Source organism: Mesorhizobium sp. M0243, assembly GCF_040321775.1.
Lineage (GTDB): Bacteria > Pseudomonadota > Alphaproteobacteria > Rhizobiales > Rhizobiaceae > Mesorhizobium.
Map to the genome: position 1 here is coordinate 92,654 of NZ_JAMYSF010000007.1, position 17,864 is coordinate 110,517.

Sequence of the window (17,864 nt, forward strand, 5' to 3'; positions counted from 1 at the left end):
TCCGATGTTGAAAATTGGCGAAAGCCTGGGCGACATCCGATCTCCCCCCTTGCGGGGGAGATGCCCGGCAGGGCAGAGGGGGGTGTGAAGGATCGCGGCGGCGAAGGTTGTCGCCTCTTAAAGACAAGCTTCATCTGCTTATTTGCATCCCTCCCCACCCCCGCCTTCGCCCACGCCTCCGACCGTGGCCACGTCCTGCTCCTGCCGACCGGCTACTATCTGGTCGGCGGGGCTTTCGCCGTGGCCGTCAGCTTCCCCGTCCTGGCGCTGCTACCTGCGGATTCACTTGACCGTTTCTGGCGCCGGCGCCTGCCGCTGTTCACCTTCGGCGACGGCGCCCGCGCCGTCATCGGCCTGATATCCTTTGCCGGCTTTGCAATCCTCATCGCCGCCGGCCTTTTCGGCAGCCGCGACCCGCTTTCCAATCCTCTGCCACTGGTAATCTGGACGCTGCTATGGGCCGGCGTCACCCTGCTGCAGGGCATCTTCGGCGATCTCTGGTCATGGCTCAATCCCTGGCATGGACCGTGGCGCCTTGCCTCGCGCCTGTCGGGTGGAAACGATGAAGGGAGATGGCCCCTCCCGCGATGGACCGGCTGCTGGCCAGCTGTAATCTTGTTCTTCGCCTTTGCCTGGTTCGAACTCATCGATCCGGCGCCCGACGATCCGGCACGGCTGGCTTTTGCCGCCGGCCTCTACTGGCTGCTCTCGTTCCTGGCCATGCTGGCATTCGGCTATCGCGCCTGGAGCCGCAGCGGCGAATTCCTGGCGGTTTTCTTTTCGATGCTGGCGCGCTTCGCCATCGTCGAGCGCAGCGAACACGGCCGGTTGGCACTCTGCTGGCCGGGCGCCAAGCTGCTTACCGCCGAGCCGTTGCCGATCAACGGCATCGCCTTCCTGCTGCTGGCCCTGTCGTCGGTGTCCTTCGACGGCCTGTCGAAGACCTTCTTCTGGCTCGGCCTGTTCGTTATCAATCCGCTCGAATTTCCCGGCCGCACCGCGGTCATCGGCAGCGGCACTTTCGGGCTCGTCCTGACATTCGTGCTGCTGGCGGCGGTGTTCCTGCTCGCCGTCTGGCTTGGCCAGCGTCTCGCCGGCAGCGTCCACACTCTCGGCAAGGCGGCTGGCCTGCTGGTGTGGTCGATCGTGCCGATCGCGCTCGCCTATCATGTCGCGCATTATCTGACGGCGCTGCTTGTCGACGGCCAATATACGCTTGCGGCACTTTCCGACCCGTTCGCGATGGGCTGGAACTTGTTCGGCACCGCCGACATGCAGATCGAGGCCGGCATCGTTGCCGGGGCGGACTCGGCGTGGTGGCTGTGGAATGTCCAGGCCTGCGCCATCATCCTTGGCCATGTGCTCGCCGTCCTCGTCGCCCACGGCTTCGCCTGGCGCCTGCATCCGCAGCCCTCCCGCGCGGCACTCAGCCAGTTCCCGCTTACCTTGCTGATGATCGCCTATACGGTGTTCGGCCTCTGGTTGCTTGCCACGCCGACGGTTGGATGAGAAAAGAGCGGCCTCGATATCGTTGGGGAAGCTCGCTTGCCACATCGAGGCTTTGATGATTTAGTTTGTACACATGCAATTTTTTGCGTCCTCTAAGCGAGGATGCCGAAGCCGCCTTATCGTTGGTCAAAACTGAAAACAGGGGAACGAACATGGCTGACAAGAACGGATTTTTCGACCTCTCCAAGACTGGCCTCACCCGCCGCACGGCGCTGAAGGGCCTGGCCGCGGGCGCCGGCCTCGCCGTCGCGCCGGGCTTCGTCCGCTATTCCCAGGCGCAGAGTTCCGCGCCGGTCAAGATCGGCTTCCAGTCGCACCGCACCGGCATCGGCGCCGCCTACGGCCGCTGGTATGAGAAGACGACGGCTGCCGCGGTGAAGGCGATCAACGCCGCCGGCGGCATCAATGGCCGCCAGGTCGAGGTGATCATCGAGGATGACGGCACCGACCCCGGCCGTGGCGCCGAGGTGGTCGGCAAGTTCGCCACCCAGCACAAGACCGACATCGTCTTCGGCACGCTGTTCTCGCATGTCGTCATCGGCTCGGCGCCCGCCGCCGGCGAAAACAAGATGCCCTATTTCGTCGTCAGCGAAGGCCATCACGTCGCCTCGACAAAGCTGAACCGCTATGTCTTCCAGCCCGGCATCACCGACGTGAAGAGCCAGATCCAGTCGATGGCGCCGTGGATCGCGGCCAATGTCGGCAAGAAGGTGACGCAGATCTTCCCCGATTTCGCCTTCGGCTACGACCATCGCGACTACCTGCCGCCGGCACTGAAGGCGCAAGGCGCCGAGGTCATCGCGCAGATCGCCATTCCGCCGACGGAATCGTCCTTCACCAAATACTTCCCGCAGATCCCGGCCGAGACCGAGGTGATCTACCACGTCATGGTCGGCCCGGCCGTGCTCACCTTCGTCAAGGAGCTCGGGGAGTTCTACGGCTCCAACCGGCCGCAACTGTTCGGCTTCATCGATTCGCTCGAGGCCACCGACATCAACAGCCCCGGCCTCGAATTCCTCGACGGCAGCCATTTCTGGGAAGGCTCGCCGCGCTATGCGCAGGCCGATGATTCCGAGGCGCAAAAGGCCTATCGCACCGCCGTCGGCATCGACGACGATGGTGCGGCCGTCGGCGACCCCAAGGACGTCTCCACCGCAGCCCACATGTTCGGCTGCTGGGAGACGCTCTACGTCGTCAAGAAGGCGATGGAAGATGCCGGCTACAAGGGACCGGAAGACCGCGCCAAGCTGGTCGAGGCGACCGAAGCCCTGACCGAATTCGCCGAAGGTGCCGAGCATCCGCAGGGGCCGAAAACCTTCAACGGCAAGATCCACCAGTGCTTCGGCATCCAGAACATCTCCAAGGTCGAAGGCGGCAAGCTCAAGGTCGTGCACAAGACCAAGATCGAAGACGGGCTTTACGAGGCCGAGGGGGATTACACGACGCAGGCGCTGTGAGGCTTAGCTTCAGCAGCGTGAGCGCCAAGGCACCCCCCTCTGTCCTGCCGGACATCTCCCCCGCATGGGGGGAGATCGGCAGTTCGTGCGGCGGCGCCCATCTGCGAGCGTTGATGGTTGGCGAAACCAGTGAGGACATCCAATCTCCCCCCTTGCGGGGGAGATGTCCGGCAGGACAGAGGGGGGTGCCTCGCGCATCCGCCGGTGCGTAGCCGATGCACTTCGGTCCCCACCTTCTCCTCGCCGCCCTCGAAGGCCTCGTCACATCCGCGGTGCTGGCGCTGACCGCGCTCGGGCTGTCCCTGGTGTTCGGCGTCATGCGGGTGGTCAATGTCGCGCATGGCGAGTTCTTCATGCTGGGCGCGGTGCTCGCCTGGGCGATCACCACGGCCATCGGCGGTCACCCTGTGCTCGGCTTCCTGGCGGCGCTGGTGATTGCGCCGCTGATCGTCGGCGCCATTGCGTTGGTCGCCGAACGGCTGGTGCTGCGCCGGCTCAATTACAATCCGGAAGCCACCATCGTCGCCACCATCGGCATGCTCTACATCATCCAGCAATTGGCGCTGACTTTTTACGGCCCGGAGGCGCGGCCGGTGGAGCCGCCGTTCAGCTACCGCATCCTTTTGCCTTGGTTCGGTTACTCCGGCTACAAACTGTCTGTTATCGCCGCTTCCGCGCTGCTGCTCACCGCGACATGGCTGGTGCTGACGCGCACCAGGATCGGCCTCGTCATGCGCGCCACGCAGTATGACAGCGAAACGGCGCAAGCCTTCGGCATCCCTGTCGGCCGTGTCTATGGCGGCGTCTTCGCGCTTGGGGCCATGCTGGCGGCCATTGCCGCGGTGCTGATCGTGCCGATCAGCCAGGCGCATTATCTGATGGGACAGGATCCGCTGCTGCTCTCCTTTATCGTCGTCATCATCGGCGGCCTCGGCTCGCTGCGCGGCACGGTCGTCGCCGCCGTGCTGATCGGCCTCTCCGACGGCATCATCTCGATGTTCTTCTCGCCGACTTTGGCCAAGATCATCGCAACGCTGCTGGTCGCCATGGTGCTGGTGTTCCGCCCGCAAGGCCTGTTCGGGACGGCATCGCGATGAGCGAAGCTTCGCCGGCAAAAGCCTATGCCCTGCATCTCGGCGTCATCGCGCTGCTCTTCGTGCTGAGCTTCCTGCTGCCGGAGTACTATCACGGACTGCTTGCCCGCATCATGGTGCTGGCGGTCTTTGCCATGGGCTACAACATGCTGTTCGGCTATGTCGGCCTGCTCAGCCTCGGCCACGCCATGTTCTTTGCCGCCGGTCTCTATGGCGCCGGCCTTGCTGTCATCCAGCTTGGCTGGGGCGTACCAGCGGCTTTCCTCAGCGGAATTGCCTGCGGCGCTGTGCTGGCGCTGGTGATCGGCCTGCTGGCGCTCCGCACCTCGGGCGTCGCCTTCATGATCGTCACCATGATGTTCGCCCAGGTTTTTTATCTCCTCATTCTTTATTTCGCGACGTGGACTGGCGGCGACCAGGGCATGGTCGTCCCGCAGCCGGCGCGGGTGCTTAGCTTCGGCACGACATCGCTCGAACTCACCAATCCAACGGTGCGCTACTTGACAGCGCTCGGGCTGTTTTCGATCGTGCTTCTCGTCAAGTTGGCCATGGTCCGCTCCCGCTATGGCCGCGTGCTGGTCGCCATCCGCGAGAACGAGGAGCGGACGAAGATGCTGGGATACGACACTTTCTCCAACAAGCTCACCGCCGTCGTCATCTCCGGCACCATCTGCGCTGCCTCGGGCGCCGCCTACGCGCTGCTGTTCGGCTATGTCGGATCGAGTTTCGCTTCGGTGCAGTATTCGATCCTGCCGCTGCTGTGGGTGCTGCTGGGGGGTGCTGCCACGACGCTTGGGCCGCTGATCGGCACGTTGTTCATGTACTATGTCATCGACATCACCAGCGGCTACACCTCCGCCTATCTGCTGATCGTCGGCATCGCGCTCATCCTTTTGGTGCTGTTTTTCCCCAAAGGCATTCTGGGCAGCATCCGCCAGCGCTGGCTCGGGTGGCTGCCATGATGCCGCTTTTGACCACCAAGGGCCTGTCGCGCAACTTTGGCGGCTTGCGCGCCGTCGACAATGTCGATTTCGCGCTGATGCCGGGCGAGATCCGCGCCGTCATCGGCCCCAACGGGGCGGGGAAAACCACCTTCGTCAGCCTGGTCAGCGGCCGCATCCAGCCGTCTGCCGGCATGATCGTCTTCGACGGCGCCGACATCACCAATCTGCCTGCCTATGTCAGGGTGCGCAGAGGCATCGCCTACACCTTCCAGCTCACCAGCGTCTATGCCAACCTGTCCGTTTACGCCAACGTCGCGCTGCCCGCGCAACTGACGCTGCGGCATGGCAGCCATTCCAAGAGCGCGATACAGGCCGCTGTCATGTCAGCACTCGAACGCACCGGCCTAGCCGATCGTGCCCACATGCCGGCCGGCCAATTGTCCTACGGCCATCAGCGCCTGCTGGAAGTGGCGATGGGCCTGGCGCTGAAGCCGCGCCTGCTGATCCTCGACGAACCGACGCAAGGCCTGGCCGACTCTGAGATCGACAATTTCATCACGTTGGCGCGCGAGATCGCCAAAAACGCCACCGTGCTTCTGATCGAGCACAACATGCCCGTGGTCATGCAACTGGCCGACCGCATCACCGTCTTCAACGCCGGCAAGATCCTCGCCGAAGGCACGCCCGAAGCAATCCGCGGGAACGTGGCGGTGCAGGAAGCCTATCTGGGGACCGCCCCATGACCGAGACAAACAAGGCCGAGGCGACGTCTCAAGCACTCACCATCTCGGGGCTCGACTGCTTCTATGGCGAGGTCCAGGTGCTCTATGGCCTCGACCTGGTGCTGAACAAGGGCGAGGTGCTGTGCCTGTTCGGCCGCAACGGCGCCGGCAAGACGACGACGCTCAAAGCCATCATGGGGCTGGTTCCCTCGAGCGCCGGCTCGATCAAACTGGCTGGCCAAGAGTTGACCGGGCTGCCGGCGCATGAGGTGCCCAAGGCCGGCGTCGCCTATGTGCCCCAAGGCAGGCGGCTGTTCGCCGAGATGACGGTGGCGGAGAACATCGAGATCGGGCTGATGGCGCGCGGCAAGGGCAAGGCGGCGCGTGAAAACGTGCTCGACCTCTTTCCGTTGCTGCGCCAGCGGCTGCGGCAACGTTCAGGCACACTGTCCGGCGGCGAGCAGCAGATGCTGGCGATGGCGCGCGCGCTCTGCCTCGAGCCGCAGGTGCTGCTGCTCGACGAGCCGACCGAAGGGCTGATGCCGTCGATGATCGCCAAGATCCGCGAGACGGTGTCGAAGCTGCGCGACAGGGGCGTTTCGACCATCCTAGTCGAACAGCGTGTCGATGCGGTGCTTTCTGTCGCCGACCATGTTGCCTTCATCGAAAACGGCCGCAACCGCGAGACGGTCGATGTCGAGGAATTGCGTGCCGACCCGTCGGCGGTGCGCCGTTATGTCGGCGTGGGCTGATCAGCCGAAGAACAGAAAACCCGCACCCAAAAATGTCGGGATCAGTACCAGGCCCGACCATGCCATATAGCCGAAAAAGCCCGGCATCTTGACGCCGCGATGCCTGGCGATGGCGTAGACCATGAAGTTCGGCGCATTGCCGATATAGGTGTTGGCGCCCATGAACACCGCGCCTGCGGAGATCGCCGCCAAAGTCGAGGCGAATTCCGTCATCAGGTGCCGGGGGTCGCCGCCGGCAAGCTCGAAAAACACCAGATAGGTCGGCGCATTGTCGAGGAAGGATGACAGCGCCCCGGTCAGCCAGAAATAGGCGAGGTCATTGGGCCCTCCCGAGGGCGAAGTGACGAGGGCGACCAGCGGCGCCAGCGCGCCCTCATGGCCGGCCCTCAGGATAGCGACGACCGGCACGATGCAGATGAAGATGCCGGCAAACAATTTGGCCACCTCTGATATCGGACCCCAGTTGAAGCCGTTGGCTTCGCGGTATTCCTTGCGCGAAATGGCAAGTGAAACGAGGGCAAGCGCCAGGATCATGACGTCGCGCACCAGGTTCTGCAGTTCCAGGCTGACCCCGCACACGGAGAAGCTGACGCCCGGCTTCCAGGTTGCCGACAGCAGGATGGCGCCGATCACGCCCGCCAGCAGCGGAAGGTTGGCCAGGCCGCGCAGACGCACCTTGGTATCCGGCGTCGGATCCTTGATCTTCGGCGCGCCGGCCTCGCGCCGGTGCAGGATGATTTCGATGCCCAGGAAGACAGCCAGCACGGCACCGCCGACGAACAGCGTTTCGCGCCAGAGGTTGGCGGTCGTCCAGAAGAAGTCGACGCCTCTGAGGAAACCGACGAACAAAGGCGGGTCACCCAAAGGCGTCAGCGAGCCGCCGATGTTGGACACCAAGAAGATGAAGAAGATCACGACATGGGCGTTGAACGGACGGTTGTCGTTGGCGCGGATGATCGGCCGGATCAGGATCATCGAGGCACCGGTCGTGCCGATCACCGATGCCAGCAGCGCGCCGACCAGCAGCAGGCCGGCATTCACCAGCGGCGTGCCGTGAATGTTGCCGGCAATGAGAATGCCGCCCGAAATGGTGAACAGCGCAAACAGCAGGATGATGAACGACATGTATTCGGTGAGCAACGCATGCAGCACCGCCTCGGTCGCTGTGGAGACACCGAAGGCAGCCGCCAGCGGCAGGACCACCAGAGCGCCCCAAAGGGCCGCGATCTTGCCGTAGTGATGTTCCCAGGCATGAGGAAACAGCAGCGGACCGGTGGCGATCGACAACAACAGCCCGGCAAAGGGCAGCGCCCACCACAGCGACATCGAAGCGCCGGGCAGGCCGTGTTCCTCCGCCGCGAAAGCCTGTGCCGGGAACAGCACGGCGACAATTATCGCAGCGCATGCAGCCAACAGGGGGATCGGATATGAAAAAAGCCCCCTCATCCGGCCGCTACGCGGCCACCTTCTTCCCGTTGGGGAGAAGAGACGAGCTTCGGTGCCGGCAGCCTCCTCTCCCCTGGGGGAGAGGTCGGATCGCCCCGAATTGCCCTTCGCAATTCGGTTGGCAATCCGGGTGAGGGGGACCTTCCCCGAAGACAACAATCCTGCCTTTAGACATCGGATCTTTACCTGTCGCCCCACGATCCGTTCAATCCGACAAAGGGTTTTCGAGCGTCACGCCGGCGTCGCGCATGCGCTGCAGCATGGCATTGAGCGAACCGTTGAGATCGATGCCGCGGCAGGCATCGAGCCGCACTGTGGTTTTGAAGCCCTGGCTAACGGCGTCCAGCGCCGAAAAGCCGACGCAGAAATCGGTCGCCAGCCCGACCAGGGTCAGCGTGTCGATGCCGCGCTCCCGGAGATAGCCGGCAAGGCCGGTCTGTGTCGTGCGATCGTTTTCGAAGAAGGCCGAGTAGCTGTCGATATCAGGCCGAAATCCCTTGCGGATGACGAGCTCGGCCTTGGTCCAGGCGAGGCCGGAATGGAAATCGGAGCCCAGGCTGCCCTGAATGCAATGATCCGGCCACAGCGTCTGCTGGCCGTACGGCATCTCGGTCATGGTGAAGGGCTGCGCGCCCGGATGGCTGGAAGCGAAGCTGGAGTGACCGGCGGGATGCCAGTCCTGCGTCAGCACGACATGGTCGGTTCGTCGGATCAGGTCGTTGACCAGCGGCACGATCTCGTCGCCGCCGGCAACCGCCAGCGCGCCGCCGGGACAAAAGTCGTTCTGCAGGTCGATGACGACAAGCGCTTCGTCGGCCATGGGCTTTCCTCTTCCGTATGCAGGCTCCAGTGGAAAATGCCGCTGACGCGACCGGACGCAGAAACTTGACCAGATGGCCGGCGGCGTCAACCTCTCGCGACATAACAAATGCGTGCCGGCCGGGTCGCTGCAAACTCCGGCTTTGACAAATCCTGCGGGCTTGATATCATTTGCATACGAATGAATTTCTCGGCTTGAACGCCGGAAATACCGGATTCGGAAAGTTCCTTTTCTGGAAGGCAAAGCGTGATCCGTTACGCGAAACCCACCTCGGTCGACGAAGCGCTCGCTTTGCTTGGCGAGGGCGCCTGGCGCATCCTTGCCGGCGGCACCGATTTCTATCCGGCACAGGGCAGCAAACCCTTCCGCGACAATGTTCTCGACATTAACGGCCTGGGTTCGCTGCGCGGCATTGCCGAGACGAGCGACCATTTCGTCATCGGCGCGCGCACGACCTGGACCGACATCGTCCGCCACCCCTTGCCGCCGGCCTTCGATGCCTTGAAACAGGCGGCGCGCGAGGTCGGCTCGGTGCAGATCCAGAACGTCGCCTCGGTCGCCGGCAATGTCTGCAACGCGTCGCCGGCCGCCGACGGTGTGCCTGCCCTGCTCGTCCTCGATGCCGAGGTCGAGCTGCGCTCGGTGGCAGCCACGCGGCACCTGCCGCTGCAGGACTTCATTCTCGGCAACCGCCGAACGGCTCTGCTGCCCGGTGAGATGGTCACGGCCATCCGCGTGCCGAGACCCGCTGCTACGGGCATGTCGGCTTTCGTCAAGCTCGGCGCGCGCCGTTATCTCGTCATTTCCATTGCCATGGTGGCGGCACGTCTGGTCGTCGAAAACGGCCTTGTCCGGCAAGCGGCGGTCGCCGCCGGCTCCTGCTCGGTGGTGGCCAGGCGGCTGGCCGGCGTCGAAGCCGCGTTGTGCGGGCTGCCGGCGGATGGCGGACTTGCCTTTGCGGTCCTGTCCGCGCCGATGAGCGAACTGTCGCCGATCGCCGATGTGCGCGGCAGCGCCGAATACCGGCTCGATGCGGTGCGCGAGATTGTTGCCCGCGCCGTGCTCGCGGCTGTGGGCCGGACGACTGGCGAAGAGGTGGCGGCATGAGCCAAATTCAGCCTGACGCGCGTGAAGCCTTGCCCGATCCGAGCAGTGCCCAGCCAGGCTTCGGCGCTGCGCGCGCCGATATCGTCTTCGAGGTCAACGGCGCCGCCGTCTCGGTCAATGTGCCGCCGCTGCGCCGGCTGTCTCTGGTGCTGCGCGACGAACTGGGGCTGACCGGCACCAAGGTCGGCTGCGATGCCGGCGATTGCGGCGCCTGTACGGTGCTGGTCGACGGCGATCCCGTCTGCGCCTGCCTGATGCCGGCGGCTTCCGCTGCCGGCGCATCGGTGACGACAGTCGAAGGGCTTTCCAACGGCCGGCTGTCGGCGTTGCAGGCCTCTTTCCTCGCCTACGGCGCCGCGCAGTGCGGGATCTGCACGCCCGCCCTGTTGGTTGCGGCGACGGCGTTGCTGGAGAAGAAGGCGAGCCCCACCGAGGTCGAGGTACAGGACGCGCTCGGCGGAATTCTGTGCCGCTGCACCGGCTACCGGAAGATCATTGCCGCAGTGATGGATGCCTCCGTGCAGGCAGTAAGCCTGGATTTCCGCTTGCCTCCATCCGGCCACGCGATCGGCTCCTCGCCGATCCGACTCGACGGCGTGCCGAAGGTCACCGGGGCTGAGAAATTCGGCGGCGATTCCTTCCCCGCCGATGCGCTGGCCGTGCTGGTGGTCCGCTCGCCGCATTATCACGCCGCTTTCGCCTTCGGCGACCTCGACGGCTGGGCGAAACAGCATCCTGGCATCGCCGGGGTCTTCACCGCCGCCGACATTCCGGGAAAGAACTGTTTCGGCGCTATCGGCCCATTCGCCGACCAGCCGGCGCTGGCCGAAGGTTTTACTCGTCTTCGCGGCGAGGCGGTGGCGCTGGTCGCCGGCGAGCGCGAGGCGATCCTCGATCTCGACCTGTCGGATTTTCCTATCCGCTGGAGCGAACTGCCGCATTTTCTGCAACCCGCCGAAGCGCAGGCCGAAGGTGCGGCGCTGATCCATGAAAGTCGGCCGGCGAACCTGCTCACCTCCGGCCTGGTCGAACGCGGCGACCCCGAGACGGCGCTTGCCGGCGCTGCGTTCACCGTGTCCGGCGCCATCGACACCTCCTATGTCGAGCACGCCTATATCGAACCGGAAGCCGGCTATGCCTATCTGGACGGCGACACGCTGGTCGTCGTCGCCTGCACCCAGGCGCCCTATATGGACCGCGACGAGACGGCGAAGGTGCTCGGCCTTGCCGTCGACAAGGTGCGCATCGTGCCGACCGCGACCGGCGGCGGTTTCGGTTCCAAACTCGACGTTTCGTTGCAGCCGCTGATCGGCCTGGTGGCGCTGAAGACGGGGCGGCCGGCGGCACTCGCCTACACCCGCAACGAATCGATGATGTCGACCACCAAGCGCCATCCGGCCGGGATGAAAGCGACCATCGGCGCCGATGCCGACGGCCTTGTCACCGGCATGATCTTCGAAGGTGACTTCAACACCGGCGCCTATGCAAGCTGGGGCCCTACCGTGGCCAACCGCGTGCCGGTGCACGCCTCCGGACCCTACGCGACGCCGAATTACCGCGCCGAAGGCCGCGCCATTCACACGCATGGGCCAATTTCCGGTGCCTTCCGCGGCTTCGGCGTGCCGCAGGCGACGATCATGCAGGAGACGCTCTATGACGAGCTGGCCGGCAAACTCGGCATGGACCGGCTCGACTTCCGCTTAAGGAACTGCCTTCGGAACGGTTCCGAAACGGTTACCGGGCAGCTTCTGGAGTCCGGCGTCGGCATTGCCGAATGCCTCGAATCGCTGCAGCCGCATTGGGTGCGCGCGACGGCTGATGCGGATGCATTCAACAGTGCCAACAGGGATAGAAAGCGCGGCGTTGGCGTCGCGTCCTGCTGGTATGGCTGCGGCAACACCTCGCTGCCCAACCCGTCGACAATCCGGGTCGGCATCGCGGCCGACGGCGCGGTCATCCTGCACCAGGGCGCCGTCGATATCGGCCAGGGTTCCAACACCGTCATCACCCAGATCTGCGCCGACGCTCTCGGCCTGCCGTTGGAGAAATTCCAACTGAAGAGCGCCGACACAGCCATCACTCCCGACGCCGGCAAGACCTCGGCCTCGCGCCAGACTTTCGTCACCGGCAAGGCAGCCGAAAAGGCCGGCCGCGCCTTGCGCGAAAAGATCCTGCGATTTGCCAATGTTTCCGAAAACGCAGCCCTGCAACTCGACGGCCCCGCGATCGTCATCCGCGAAGGCGAAGCCACGCGCCGCATCGATCTCGCGACATTGGATGTGGATACCGAAGGCTTCGTCTTCCGTGCTGAGGAGACCTACGATCCGCCGACACTGCCGCTCGATGCCAAAGGACAGGGCAAGCCCTATGCCGTTTACGGCTATGGCGCGCAGATCGCCGAACTGGAGGTCGACCTCAAGCTCGGCACGGTGAAGCTGCTGAAAATCACCGCCGCGCACGATGTCGGCAAGGCGATCAACCCGCTGCTGGCCGAGGGCCAGATCGAAGGCGGTATCGCGCAAGGCATCGGCATGGCGCTGATGGAAGAGTACATCCCCGGCCGCACCGAGAATCTGCACGACTATCTCATCCCGACCATTGGCGACGTGCCGCCGATCGAGACCATTCTCATTGAAGTTCCGGACCCGGAAGGACCCTTCGGTGCCAAGGGTTTGGGCGAGCATGTGCTGATCCCGACGGCACCGGCAATCCTCAATGCCATCCGCCACGCCACCGGCGTCCTGGTCACCAAGATACCGGCGACGCCGACGCGTATCCGCGCTGGCATCCGCGAAAAAGATGGCATCCGCGAAAAGGAGGCACGCCGATGAGCGAGCTTGCCGAACGCTTCGAAACCCATGATCCCGGCGAGAAGCTGGTGGCGGAGAAGATCCGCTGCGATGCCTGTCCGGTGATGTGCTACATCGCGGATGGGCGCACGGGCGCCTGCGACCGCTACGGCAATGTCGGCGGCAGGATCGTGCGGATGGACCCGCTGACGATCCTCGACCATGCGGCCGAGACCGGCGCGGCAATCGTGCCGTTCATTGCCGAAGGCGAGGCCTGGGACGGCGAACTGGTCAACACCGGCCGCCGCTTCGTCACGGCAATCGGCGCCGGCACCACCTATCCCGACTACAAGCCGGCGCCGTTCATCGTCAGCCAGGAAGTCGAAGGCGTCGATCTCGTGACCGTGGTCACCGAAGGCATTTTTTCGTATTGCGGCGTCAAGGTGAAGATCGACACCGACCGTCATATCGGACCCGAAACGGCTGTCGTGCGATCGCAAGGCGAAGCGATCGGCCATGTCACGACGGGAGAATATGGCTCGCAGATGCTGTCGCTGGGCGGTGTGCATCACCTGACCGGCGGCTCCAAGGCCGAGGGCCGCGCCACCTGCGACGCTCTGCTCAATCTGTGCAACCGCAAGCCGGTGGAACTGGCCATCGACGGCGGCGCCACCATAACAGTCGAAGCCGGCAAGGCGCCTGTCATCGACGGCAAGCAGGAACACCGCATGCGCGTCGGCTGCGGCTCGGCGACCATCGGCATGTTCGCCACGCAATGGCGCGGCCTGGTCGACGAGGTGGTGGTGGTCGACGACCACATCACCGGCGTCGTTTCCGAGCACCAGGCTGGCAAGGTTCTGGGCTGGCAGGATACGGGCATCAAGATCATTGGTCGCCGTTCGACGCCGGGCCGCTATTTCAAGGTCTCCGAACCCGGTCTCGGCTGGGGCGGCACCAGCATTTCCGACCCACTGTCGATCCTCGGCGAGTGGAACGCCAAGAAAGGCGCGCGGCCGGGTCTGTCGCTGCTGATGGTGTCGACCACCGGCGAGCAGTTCGCCTATTACGAGCTCGATGACGAGCTGAAACCGGTGCAAAAACCTTTCCCCGAACGGCTGCAAAAGTCGGTCGGCCTGATCGAGGACAATTGCGAGCCGGCTTTGTGCACGGTGCTGTTCATCGGCGGTGCCGGCGGTTCGCTGCGGGCCGGCGTCACCGAAAACCCGGTCAATCTCACCCGCTCGGTTCAGGGCCTGAAGACCTATGTGACGGTCGGCGGCGCGCCGGTCTATGTCTGGCCGGGCGGCGGCATCACGCTGATGGTCGATGTCACACGAGTGCCGGAAGGCGCCTTCGGCTATGTGCCGACGCCGGCGCTGGTGGCCCCGATCGAGTTCACGCTGCGCCGCGACGACTATGTCAGGCTCGGCGGCTACGAGGCCGAGATACGCAGCGTCGAGGACATTGTCGCAAAAGGCGGTGAGTACCTGAATCCGCGCCGCGGCACCGGCGCCGAAGCCAACAATCCATGGCCGCCACTCGCGCAGCTACGTCGTGCCGGCCCGAACGGGGCCGGGTGATGCAAGGTCCGCAAGCCCATTGGCTGCAGGACGGCAGGCGGCTGCATCTCAACCACGGGCCGATCGACCTGATCGTCGAGGTTTTTGGTGAGGCGGATGAATGCCGCCGAGCCTATGAACAAGCCGTAGCGCGGTTCCAGACGATCCTGATGGAGCTGGTCGAGGAACTCCCCGAATTGCGGCTGCCGGCGTTTTTCCTGGCGCCGCGCACATTCGCCGGCCCGACGGCGCGCCGCATGGAGGCAGCCGTCATGCCCCTGGCGGAATGCTTCATAACACCGATGGCCGCCGTCGCGGGATCGGTAGCCGACGAAATGCTCGCCGCATTGCTTGAGGGTCGCAAGCTCGATCGCGCCTATGTCAACAATGGCGGCGACTGCGCAATCCATATCGGCAGGGAACAGTCGATGGGATTGGCGGTCGCCGGCACCGGCAACGGCATGGCCGACCGGATCACGATCCGCGCGGAAGATGGCGTTCGTGGCGTTGCCACCAGCGGCTGGCGCGGCCGCTCCTTCTCGCTTGGCATTGCCGACGCCGTCACCGTGCTCGCGCGGACTGGCGCCGAGGCCGATGCGGCGGCGACCCTCATTGCCAACGCAGTGGACCTGCCCAGCAATCCCGCCATCAGACGCATTTCCGCACATGAACTGTCGCCCGACAGCGATCTTGGCTCGCGGCTGGTGACCCAAGGCGTCGGCACGCTTGCACCTGGCGAAGTGGCGCAGGCGCTGGACAATGGCCTTGCCGTCGCCGAAGATTTTCGCCGGCGCGGCCTCATTGCCGGATCGGCGTTGTTTCTTGGCGGTGAGGCCCGCATCAGTGGCTCGGTTGCGCTTGCCGCGCCCAACAAAAGTTCGAGGGAGGAGGTTGCCCATGCCTGAGTTTCCGATCCGCAAGATCGCGGTGCTGACCGAAGAGATTTTTCACGAGGGCGGGCCGGTGGCCAGGGTGCCGCGCCGCCGCGCCGCCGCTCTTGCCGTGGTGAAGAATCCGTTCGCCGGGCGCTATGTCGAGGAGCTGCAGAGCGCCATGGATGATCTAAAGCCGCTCGGCCTGCTGCTCGCCGACCGGCTGATCGCGGCCCTCGGCGGCGATGTGAAACAGATCGACGGCTATGGCAAGGGCGCCATTGTCGGCACAGCAGGCGAACTCGAGCACGGCGCGCTCTGGCATGTGCCCGGCGGCTACGCCATGCGCGAGCGGCTCGGCGACGCCAAGGCGATCGTGCCCTCGGCCAAGAAGGTCGGCGCTTTCGGTTCGAAGCTCGACGTGCCGCTCGGCCACATCAACGCCGCCTATGTGCGCAGCCATTTCGACGCCATGGAAGTCGGCATGTCCGATGGTCCGCGCCCCGACGAGATCCTGTTCTGCCTCGCCATGACCTGCGGCCCGCGCATCCACGATCGCATGGGTGGTCTCGCGGCCGATGACATCAAAGCCTGGGATGGCTTGCGGTGAGCGGCGAGGACAATCTGCTCAAGCTGGTCGAGGTCGAGGCGCCGGACGACCAGGATTACCTCCTGCAGGAGCAGGTCGGCTTCATCCTGCGCAAGGCGCATCAGCGCCATGTCGCGATCTTTGCCGCGCATATCGGCGACCTGACGCCGCCGCAATTCGCGGCGTTGGCCAAGCTGCGTGACGTCGGCGAGACCTCGCAGAACCAGCTCGGCACGCTGATCGCCATGGATGCGGCGACGGTCAAGGGCGTCATCGACCGGCTGAAGGCGCGCGGCCTGGTCGAGCTTTCCAGGCACGAGGTCGACAAGAGACGGCTGCTGGTCAATCTGACCGCGGCAGGCCGTGATGCCATCGAGCGCCTGATCCCGCTGGCGCGCGAGATCACCCAGGAGACGCTGGCGCCGCTCTCGGCCAAGGAGATCGCCACCTTCATGAAGCTGCTGGTGAAGCTGGCTTAGAGCGGCGCTGCCGCGAGAATGGGCCGACTAGCAAGGCCTTATGTAATATAGCTGTCGGAGAAGAGTTCGCCTCAGGCGAATGCGGTTAGCTCGTCGCTTGTCGATTGACACCAAAGATGATTGGATCGATCAAAACGGGGGCGTTTGTGGGGCAGCTTGTTCAAGGCGACGACGGATCGCCCGTAGAGGAGGTCGGCGCCTGGGCCAAAACTAAGCACGAGTATCTATGTCGTTATGTCGACATCAGCCGTGGCGTCCGATCAAAATGGCTCGATCACGGAAAGGCTGGAGCAACTCTGATTGATCCGTTCTGTGGACCGGGCAGATGCAGGATTCGCGGCACCAATGAGTTCATTGATGGCGGTGTGGTTGCTGCCTGGAAGAAGAGTGCGGACAGCAGAACGCCATTCTCTGCGGTATATATCGGAGATATCGAACCCGGGCGGGTTGAGGCTTGCAAGAAACGGCTACAAGCGCTGAACGCTCCGGTCGTGGCTTTCACGGGTAATGCTGTTGCCACCATCAAGACGGTCGTCGGCGTTGTGAACCCTCATAGCTTGAATTTCGCATACCTGGATCCTTACAACCTGGAGACGCTCAACTTCGAGATGATCAGCACGCTGTCAGACCTTCGGTACGTCGACATGCTTGTACATGTCAGCCAAATGGACCTGCAGCGGAACCTCGACAAATACTCGTCGGGCGACTCGACGGTGTTCGATGCCTTCATTCCTGGCTGGCGTGACGCCATCAAAGCGGGAAACGCCAAGGCAACACGCCAGGCAATTTTGCGTTATTGGTCGGAACTTGTTGGACGACTCGGCGTATGGCCCTCCCCCGAACCCAAGCTAGTAACCGGACCCGGCAACCAGCCGCTATATTGGCTTCTGCTAGCCGCCAAGCATGAACTCGCTCTGGCGTTTTGGAAGGTCGCTGCCAACAACCAAAGACAGGGCAACCTTTTCTAGGCGGTAGCTGACGGCATCTCATCGTAGATACGACCATTGAGCATACGACCGGCGGCTTTCTTATTATTGCCTCCCCACTGCTTGAAGAAGAATGCCGTGCCCGCGCGTCGGCACATCGTTTCGATCTCGTCGACCCAGTGAGGATTCATATCCCGTGCCCCTGGCCCGCTTTCACCGCCAACGATTGCCCATTGAATACCGGTGAGATTGGCACCGGCCACAGATCCAATCAACGGCTCTAGAGAAACGAACCGGATTGCTGCTGGCACTCGGCGAAGGTCATCGAGTCTGCCCAGCACTCGATGGTCTTCAACGCTGGTCCCGAGCCAGACATTCGGCAGAACGGGAAAGTCGCCACGCGTCAGAACCTTGGCCATGACTTCCGGGCGCTTCGTTAGAATCTGATAAGTATGCCGTGGCGTCTCTTCCATCACAGCCCATACCTGCCGAATGAAATCGGCTGGCACATCGACATGAAAGAGATCGGACATCGAGTTCACGAAGACGCGGCGTGGTTTTGACCAAGTTGCGGGGATCGACAGCGATTTCGGATCGGTGATGACTTTGCCGGTCCACTTCGCCCGGCCACCCGTCTTCCGTGTTAAGCCCTGGTACTTGTTCATGCCCATGGCATCTAGTCGTGCCGCCATGCGCATCGCGTAGCAGTTCGTACAACCGGCGGTCAGGATCGTGCAGCCGGCCACCGGGTTCCACGTCGCGTCGGTCCATTCGATCGAAGTCTCAGCCATAGGAAGAT

The 17,864-nt window shown here is 63.9% G+C and carries 16 protein-coding genes; 13 read left to right on the forward strand and 3 right to left on the reverse strand.

The window, feature by feature from the left end:
* The first annotated feature begins 60 nt into the window (after positions 1–60).
* The 6 genes from NKJ11_RS11605 (at position 61) to NKJ11_RS11630 (ending at position 6,478) form a co-directional block, all read left to right on the forward strand.
* Entirely contained in the window at positions 61–1,509 is a 1,449-nt protein-coding gene (locus tag NKJ11_RS11605; RefSeq protein ID WP_352793360.1) for a hypothetical protein, read from the forward strand.
* A 152-nt stretch (positions 1,510–1,661) separates the two neighbouring features.
* Complete coding sequence (locus tag NKJ11_RS11610) at positions 1,662–2,966, forward strand: ABC transporter substrate-binding protein (RefSeq protein WP_352610972.1); 1,305 nt, start codon at positions 1,662–1,664, stop codon at positions 2,964–2,966.
* 215 nt (positions 2,967–3,181) lie between these two features.
* Entirely contained in the window at positions 3,182–4,063 is an 882-nt protein-coding gene (locus tag NKJ11_RS11615; RefSeq protein ID WP_128304206.1) for a branched-chain amino acid ABC transporter permease, read from the forward strand.
* A complete protein-coding gene (locus tag NKJ11_RS11620) occupies positions 4,060–5,022 on the forward strand; it encodes a branched-chain amino acid ABC transporter permease (RefSeq protein WP_352793361.1) in 963 nt (320 codons plus the stop codon). The genes NKJ11_RS11615 and NKJ11_RS11620 overlap by 4 nt, the downstream gene beginning before the upstream one ends.
* On the forward strand, positions 5,019–5,747 hold the full coding sequence (locus NKJ11_RS11625) for an ABC transporter ATP-binding protein (RefSeq protein WP_352440577.1): 729 nt from the start codon (positions 5,019–5,021) through the stop codon (positions 5,745–5,747). The genes NKJ11_RS11620 and NKJ11_RS11625 overlap by 4 nt, the downstream gene beginning before the upstream one ends.
* A complete protein-coding gene (locus tag NKJ11_RS11630) occupies positions 5,744–6,478 on the forward strand; it encodes an ABC transporter ATP-binding protein (protein ID WP_352793362.1) in 735 nt (244 codons plus the stop codon). The genes NKJ11_RS11625 and NKJ11_RS11630 overlap by 4 nt, the downstream gene beginning before the upstream one ends.
* On the opposite strand, the gene NKJ11_RS11635 is transcribed toward NKJ11_RS11630, so the two are convergent.
* Both NKJ11_RS11635 and pncA read right to left on the reverse strand, forming a co-directional pair.
* Positions 6,479–7,924 carry a sodium:proton antiporter gene (locus NKJ11_RS11635; RefSeq protein ID WP_352793363.1) on the reverse strand — a complete coding sequence of 482 codons (1,446 nt, stop codon included), beginning with the start codon at positions 7,922–7,924 and terminating at the stop codon, positions 6,479–6,481.
* A gap of 205 nt (positions 7,925–8,129) precedes the next feature.
* A complete protein-coding gene (gene pncA, locus NKJ11_RS11640; RefSeq protein ID WP_352793364.1) occupies positions 8,130–8,744 on the reverse strand; it encodes a bifunctional nicotinamidase/pyrazinamidase in 615 nt (204 codons plus the stop codon).
* A gap of 246 nt (positions 8,745–8,990) precedes the next feature.
* Here pncA and NKJ11_RS11645 point away from each other — a divergent pair, with 246 nt between their 5' ends.
* From NKJ11_RS11645 to NKJ11_RS11675, 7 genes are all read left to right on the forward strand, one after another.
* A complete protein-coding gene (locus NKJ11_RS11645; protein WP_128304201.1) occupies positions 8,991–9,851 on the forward strand; it encodes an FAD binding domain-containing protein in 861 nt (286 codons plus the stop codon).
* Positions 9,848–12,682 carry a molybdopterin-dependent oxidoreductase gene (locus tag NKJ11_RS11650; RefSeq protein ID WP_352610969.1) on the forward strand — a complete coding sequence of 945 codons (2,835 nt, stop codon included), beginning with the start codon at positions 9,848–9,850 and terminating at the stop codon, positions 12,680–12,682. Before NKJ11_RS11645 ends, NKJ11_RS11650 begins: the two co-directional genes overlap by 4 nt.
* Positions 12,679–14,220, forward strand: coding sequence for a 6-hydroxynicotinate reductase (locus tag NKJ11_RS11655; protein ID WP_352440582.1), 1,542 nt, complete (start codon positions 12,679–12,681; stop codon positions 14,218–14,220). Before NKJ11_RS11650 ends, NKJ11_RS11655 begins: the two co-directional genes overlap by 4 nt.
* Positions 14,220–15,104 carry a UPF0280 family protein gene (locus NKJ11_RS11660; protein ID WP_352793365.1) on the forward strand — a complete coding sequence of 295 codons (885 nt, stop codon included), beginning with the start codon at positions 14,220–14,222 and terminating at the stop codon, positions 15,102–15,104. Before NKJ11_RS11655 ends, NKJ11_RS11660 begins: the two co-directional genes overlap by 1 nt.
* Positions 15,097–15,681, forward strand: a complete 585-nt coding sequence (locus NKJ11_RS11665; protein ID WP_128304197.1) for an amino acid synthesis family protein — start codon at positions 15,097–15,099, stop codon at positions 15,679–15,681. The genes NKJ11_RS11660 and NKJ11_RS11665 overlap by 8 nt, the downstream gene beginning before the upstream one ends.
* Entirely contained in the window at positions 15,678–16,139 is a 462-nt protein-coding gene (locus tag NKJ11_RS11670; protein WP_023810741.1) for a MarR family winged helix-turn-helix transcriptional regulator, read from the forward strand. Before NKJ11_RS11665 ends, NKJ11_RS11670 begins: the two co-directional genes overlap by 4 nt.
* A gap of 116 nt (positions 16,140–16,255) precedes the next feature.
* Entirely contained in the window at positions 16,256–17,107 is an 852-nt protein-coding gene (locus NKJ11_RS11675) for a three-Cys-motif partner protein TcmP (protein WP_031213061.1), read from the forward strand.
* Here NKJ11_RS11675 and NKJ11_RS11680 read toward each other — a convergent pair.
* Entirely contained in the window at positions 17,104–17,856 is a 753-nt protein-coding gene (locus NKJ11_RS11680; protein ID WP_023810743.1) for a DUF5131 family protein, read from the reverse strand. The genes NKJ11_RS11675 and NKJ11_RS11680 overlap by 4 nt on opposite strands.
* Between the last annotated feature and the right edge of the window lie 8 nt (positions 17,857–17,864).